The 5,377-nt window shown below is 67.4% G+C and carries 7 protein-coding genes and 1 pseudogene; 2 read left to right on the top strand and 6 right to left on the bottom strand.

Annotated features, from left to right (window positions below):
* The 6 genes and pseudogenes from ACIF9R_RS37945 to ACIF9R_RS37970 form a co-directional block, all read right to left on the bottom strand.
* Positions 1-201, bottom strand: a 201-nt coding sequence (locus ACIF9R_RS37945; RefSeq protein ID WP_399987638.1) for an IS3 family transposase, incomplete at its 3' end; no start/stop codon positions are given.
* Between the two features lie 25 nt (positions 202-226).
* Positions 227-679, bottom strand: a complete 453-nt coding sequence (locus ACIF9R_RS37950; RefSeq protein WP_399987640.1) for an IS3 family transposase — start codon at positions 677-679, stop codon at positions 227-229.
* Positions 676-912 (bottom strand): annotated as a pseudogene (locus ACIF9R_RS37955) (transposase); the annotation flags it as partial. The pseudogene ACIF9R_RS37955 and the gene ACIF9R_RS37950, both read right to left, overlap by 4 nt.
* A 137-nt stretch (positions 913-1,049) precedes the next feature.
* Positions 1,050-1,205, bottom strand: coding sequence for a hypothetical protein (locus ACIF9R_RS37960; protein WP_399987642.1), 156 nt, complete (start codon positions 1,203-1,205; stop codon positions 1,050-1,052).
* Positions 1,206-1,226: 21 nt separating this feature from the next.
* On the bottom strand, positions 1,227-1,523 hold the full coding sequence (locus ACIF9R_RS37965; RefSeq protein ID WP_399987644.1) for a WXG100 family type VII secretion target: 297 nt from the start codon (positions 1,521-1,523) through the stop codon (positions 1,227-1,229).
* A gap of 10 nt (positions 1,524-1,533) precedes the next feature.
* Positions 1,534-1,830, bottom strand: coding sequence for a hypothetical protein (locus tag ACIF9R_RS37970; RefSeq protein WP_399987646.1), 297 nt, complete (start codon positions 1,828-1,830; stop codon positions 1,534-1,536).
* On the opposite strand from ACIF9R_RS37970, the gene ACIF9R_RS37975 reads away from it, so the two are divergent.
* Positions 1,831-4,518, top strand: coding sequence for a WD40 repeat domain-containing serine/threonine protein kinase (locus ACIF9R_RS37975; protein WP_399987648.1), 2,688 nt, complete (start codon positions 1,831-1,833; stop codon positions 4,516-4,518).
* Positions 4,519-4,526: 8 nt separating this feature from the next.
* Positions 4,527-5,312 (top strand): FHA domain-containing protein, encoded by a 786-nt coding sequence (locus tag ACIF9R_RS37980; RefSeq protein WP_399987650.1) that lies wholly within the window; start codon positions 4,527-4,529, stop codon positions 5,310-5,312.
* Positions 5,313-5,377: the final 65 nt, after the last annotated feature.

The following is a 5,377-nucleotide window of genomic DNA, read 5'->3' on the forward strand; positions in this document are numbered from 1 at the left end:
TGTGACCCGGGATTTCGTGAGTTCCGTGTAGTAGCTCGCTTCATACTCGACGGGCAGGACATGGCCTACCTCACCGCGGAGTCGCCGGTGGTTGTACCAGCCGACCCACTCGGCGGTGGCCAGCTCGACCTGGGCGAGCGTCTTCCAGGGCCGCTGGGGCTTGATCAACTCGGTTCTGTACAGGCCGATCGTGGATTCCATGAGGGCGTTGACGCTCCTACAGTTGTCAACCTCGATTCGTCAGCGGTGATCGCTGTCTGTTGATGCGGTGGCTACGCCCCGTTTGTCCCGCTGGTGGGCGGGTGGGCCGTCGCGTGTCGCTGCGGCTGCGCAGGTCAGGGGCGAGGTCGGCGTCCGGGTCGCGGCGGGTGAAGTCCTTGCTCCTGCGGGGGCTGATCCCGGCCAGGCCGGCTTGGCGCATGAGCCGCTCGACCCGCTTGCGGCCGACGTGGACACCCTCGCGCCCCAGGACGGCATGGATCCTGGGCGATCCGTAGATCCCGCCGGAGTCCTGGTGGATCTGCCGGATCTGCCCGGTCAGCTCGGCGTCCCGGCGGATCCGTTCGCAGGGGTTCTTCTCGGCCTGACGCCAGCGGTAGTAGGTGGAGGAGGGGATGTGCTGTTCCCGCAGTACGGGCTCGACCCCCAGGTGCGGGTGCTCGTCGAGGAGCGCTCTCACCTGGGCCGGGTCGGGTCGAGCTGCGCGGCGAAAAAAGCCGAGGCCGTCCGCAGGACCTCGTTCGCCCGGCGCAGGTCCCGCACCTCGCGCCGCAGCTGGGCGAGCTCGTTCTTCTCATCGGTGGTGAGCAGGTCATCCCGCTCGCCGGCGTCGGCCTCGGCCTGCCGGATCCAGTTCCGCAGGGCTTCGTGATGCACGCCGAGTTCCTCGGCCATGCGGCGGATCACGGGCTTCGGCTCGGCGGTCCGGTACTCCGCACCGCACGCTCACGCAACTCCAGCGGGTACTTCCCCGGGGCAGGCATCGTCTGGGCTCCTCTCATGAGACCCATCTGACCTGCTGTCACCTTTCCCCACATCTCGGGGGAACCTCAGTCGCCGCTGTTGGCGGCGACCTGTTGGAGCCGGCTGGTGTGCTCTTCGGCATGGTCGGCTTCGCGCTTCAGCCGTGCAGCCAAGGCCTGGATCTGTGCAGGGTCTCCCGGCACGGGATCTTCCGTCAGGTCCAGGACGCTCCAGTTGTCCATGTCTGCGGGGTCCCGGCCGGGTCAGCTGCCTGCGCCTCCGGCAAGTCGGAGATCCAGGTCCTGGTGTTCCCTGACGACGTCGTTGAGAAAGCCGGCCATGCCCTCCAGGCCTTGGAGCATGGTCGTGGCGCCAGTGGTCCACTGCTGGTAGGAGTCCTGGAACTTACTGGATGCTAATTGGGTTCGGAACTCGCTCGTCACCAACTGGTCGACCATACCCTTGAGGGACTGGAGTTTCTGAGTTATTTCATCCTGTCCAGTCTTCAGCTGAAGGGCTGCACGGTTCACTCCGTCGTAGCCAACATTTACATCCACCATCAGACCTCTTTCACAACTTCGTGTGTGTGGCTCGTTCGGCGAACGCCTTGTCCAGGTCGAGCGTGCCCTCGGATAGAGCGGCGAACAACCCGGCCGCCGAGCCGACCGCAGTGATCAGGCTGGTCCGGGCTGTGGTCACGGCTTGCGTGAACTCGCCCAGTGCTGCTTCGATCGTGTCGGAGGCCAGTGCGCTTGTCGCATCCTCCAGGGGATTCGAGAGCGAGAGTTGGAGATCGGAGCGCAGGCGGGTCAACTCCCTTGCCACCAGTTCAGCTTCCTGGGGGTCGCATGCGAATTTCCTGGCCATTTGGCTTGTAACCTCCCCCGGCAGGCCGATATCTGGTGGTACGGCAAGTTACCTGACTATCAGACTAGCGTGCGGGGCGGTTGCCAGGGGATGAGTCTGACGGGGGGCACGGTTGTGGGAGCGGATTCTCAGGGGGCACGGCGGCTGGTGGCGGGGCGGTATCGCCTGGTGGAAGCTTTGGGCCGGGGTGGGATGGGGGTGGTGTGGCGGGCGACTGATGAGTTGATCGGGCGGCCTGTGGCGGTCAAGGAATTACGCGTCCCGCAGGGGCTGTCCGAGCGGGAGCGGGGAGTGTTCAGTGAGCGGGCACTACGCGAAGCCCGCACGGCCGGCCGACTCAACCACCCCGGTGTCGTGGGGATCCACGACCTCGTACCGGCCGTGCCCGAGGACGATGCTGTCTACATCGTCATGGAACTGGTTCAGGCGCCTACGCTGGCGGAAGTACTCAACGGTGACGGGCCCTTGGCTGAGGAGCGGGTAGTCGGCATCGCAGCGCAACTATTGAGCGCGTTGCGGGCTGCACACTCCATCGGGCTGATCCACCGGGACGTCAAACCCAGCAACGTCATGCTGCTGCCGGGAGATGAGGTCAAGCTGGTCGACTTCGGCATCTCCCATGCCCTGGACGATACCCGTCTGACCACCTACGGCGTCGCCGGTTCAACCGGTTACATGGCTCCGGAGCTGTTCGAGGACTCGGATCCCACTCCGGCGGCGGATCTGTGGTCACTGGGCGCGACGTTGTTTCACGCCGTTCGGGGCAGTGCCCCGTTCGAGCGGGGCTCCACGGCCGCCACGATCCGGGCGATCCTGCAGGACGAGATACCTCGGCTGGACGGCCACCCGTCGCTGGCGCCCGTGGTGGCCGGGCTTCTCACCCGGGACCTCAGGCACCGGTTGTCAGCCCAGCGGGCCGAGGATCTGCTGCGGTCCGCGGAGGACCCCCAGAGGGGGCAGGTGAACCGACCCCGGGCGGTGGACGACGAGACGACGGTCACACGCGGCCGGGCACGGGCAGACGCCGCCTCCGCTTCCGGCTCAGGCGGTTGGGAAGACGAGCCCACGACGGTCAGGGCGGGCGCGCCCAGGGTGAGGAGGACGGGCACCGGGGGACGGTGGGGAAGCGGAACTCCGAGGTCCTTCACCATCTATGTGCCGCCGTCGGTCATGGCGTTCAACCTGGCGGCCATCGCCGTCCTGGCCCTGCTCGGTGGTCTGATCGCCTGGAGATTCTTGGGCGGTCATGTGGCCATGCCGAAGTCCTTCCAGCTCAGTGGCCTTGCCGTTCTTCTCGTGTTCTTCCTTCTCGTGTTCTTCAAAGTCATCGACAGCGTTCACTATCCGTGGTGGCGGAAGGCGGAGTTCGCCAGCCAGGGCCTGATTCTCTCCGCGAGCGGAGAAGCCGCGAGGAAGTGCACGGTGGCCTGGGGGGACGTCGAGGCGGTCGAGCTGGAGCCGTTCGTCCGCGTGCGCCGGAGAGGAGCCAGCACCGACTGCACCTCGATGACCCTGCACATGTCCTCCGCCACCCCCGCCGCAGTCAAGAAGAAGCCGCCTTTCGAGGGGTTCGTCCCCTCGCAGAAGGGCCGGTCCTTCACCTGGACGCTGGACTACGTCGAGGCGCCCGTCGCCGCGACGAAGGCGGCCCTGCGCGCCGCAGCGCCGCCCGGCCTCAGCATCAGCAGCACTGGAGAGGCGAGCACCGGCCCGGCCCGTTTCCACGGCCCGCGCCGTGAGCGTCTGGCTGCGTGGACGATCGTCCTGGTCGTCGTCCTCACGGGGACATTGTTCTTCCCGCGTCACCTGAACCCCGTTGCCCTGGGCGAATCAAACTGGGGCAGGGCCTTCGACCTCAGTCCCAACGGGGCCCTGCTCGCCGCCGACACGCATGATGGCCGCATCAAGATCTGGGACGTGGACCGTCGCAAGGTCATGGCGACCCTGACCGGCCACGACGGTGGCGTCGAAGCCCTGAGCTTCAGCCCGGACAACCACACACTGGCCAGCTCCGGCGACGACAGCAAGATCAAGCTATGGAAAATGGGGTCCTACGAGAACACGGCCACCCTCACCGTTGACAAGAACGACCCCGACGCCTCCGCCACGTACCTGCGGTTCAGCCCGGACGGCACAGCCCTCGCCAGCGTGATCGACCGGAACGACGTCACTCTGTGGAACGTGCCGACGAAGAAGATCACGGCTACCGTTACCGGGACCGCGGGCGGCGTCGAAGCGGTCGGCTTCAGCGCCGACGGCACCACGCTCACCACACGCATCAGACTCGGCACCACCCCGAAGCTGGCGGTGTGGGACGCCGGCACCGGCCGCGCATCCAAAGGCGGCGACGGCACTTGGGCCCTCGAGCGGCCCAACAACACCGTGGAGATCTGGGACGTCGGATCCAGAAAACTGCTGCATACCCTGTACGGCCACTCGGCCGCGGTCTCCGACACGTCGTTCGCAGGTCCCGACCGCGATCTCCTGGCCACCAGCGGCCTGGACGGCACGATCCGGATCTGGCACACCGACACCGACACCGACACCGGGCAGGCAGCGGCGAAAGTGACCCTGGACCGCGACAACGGCCTCTACGCGGAGAAGATCGCGCTGAGCTCCGATGGCAGAACCCTCGTCTACGGCCGTGTCGGCAAGCTGTGGGTGTGGCAGACGGGAGTCGAGCCGTGATCCTCCGGTTGACCGTACGTGACGCCCGCGCTGGGACGCAGCGGGACCTCGAGGTCATCGCCGCACCGGCCAGCAGCGTCGGCTCGCTGCTGGGGTCGCTGCCGGTGCCGGTGGACGGACGTAGTTGCTTCGTCGGGTCGGTCGTCCTCGATCCCTCGACCACCATCGCCGACAGTCCGCTCCTGCACGGCTCGGTGATCAGCGTCGGCGCCCCTGGGCCGGCGTTCCGCGCCGTGCCGGGTGAGGCGGGAGGCGTCCTGGAGGTGACGGACGGTCCGGACAGCGGGTTGACGGTCGCCTTGGGGCCGGGTGCGCACACCGTCGCGCGCAGTTCCGAGGCCGCCGTGTGCCTGCGGGACACGGAAGTCTCGCGCGGCGCGCACGCGACCCTGGAAATCTCCGCTGACGGCGACGCCGTCGTGGTGAACGAGCGGTCGACGAACGGCACGTTCGTCGACGGCGTGCCGGTGGACGGCTCCTCGGCGCTGCACCCTGGAAGCGTCCTGCAGATCGGCTCGGACATACTGCGGTGGGTCCCCCGTCCGGCAGGCGCCGTACGGACCACGTGCAGTGGTGACGGACGGCTGGACTTCGACCGGACCTTCGCCGCAGCCCCCTCCATACCGCAGGCCGAGGTCACGCTGCCGGCACCGCCGGCCGAGACCGGCAACTCCGCCGCGCGGGCGATGTCGGCACTGCTGCCGGTGGGCGGCGCCGCTCTGCTGGCCCTGGCGATGCACCGCCCGGTCCTGCTGTGGTTCGGCCTAGGCCGTGTTTTGGAACTGAGCTCTTGAACACGCCTCAGGCCGTGATGATCTCGGTGTGGGGCGTGGGGACCTTTCGGATGATCAGTGGTTGG

The organism is Streptomyces sp. NPDC086080, from assembly GCF_044540255.1.
Taxonomy (GTDB): Bacteria; Actinomycetota; Actinomycetes; order Streptomycetales; family Streptomycetaceae; genus Streptomyces.

Excerpts from the sequence above, each read along its gene's own strand:
- ACIF9R_RS37965 (WP_399987644.1), bottom strand. The coding sequence starts at position 1,523 with ATGGTGGATGTAAATGTTGGCTACGACGGAGTGAACCGTGCAGCCCTT.
- ACIF9R_RS37970 (WP_399987646.1), bottom strand. The coding sequence starts at position 1,830 with ATGGCCAGGAAATTCGCATGCGACCCCCAGGAAGCTGAACTGGTGGCA.
- ACIF9R_RS37960 (WP_399987642.1), bottom strand. The coding sequence starts at position 1,205 with ATGGACAACTGGAGCGTCCTGGACCTGACGGAAGATCCCGTGCCGGGA.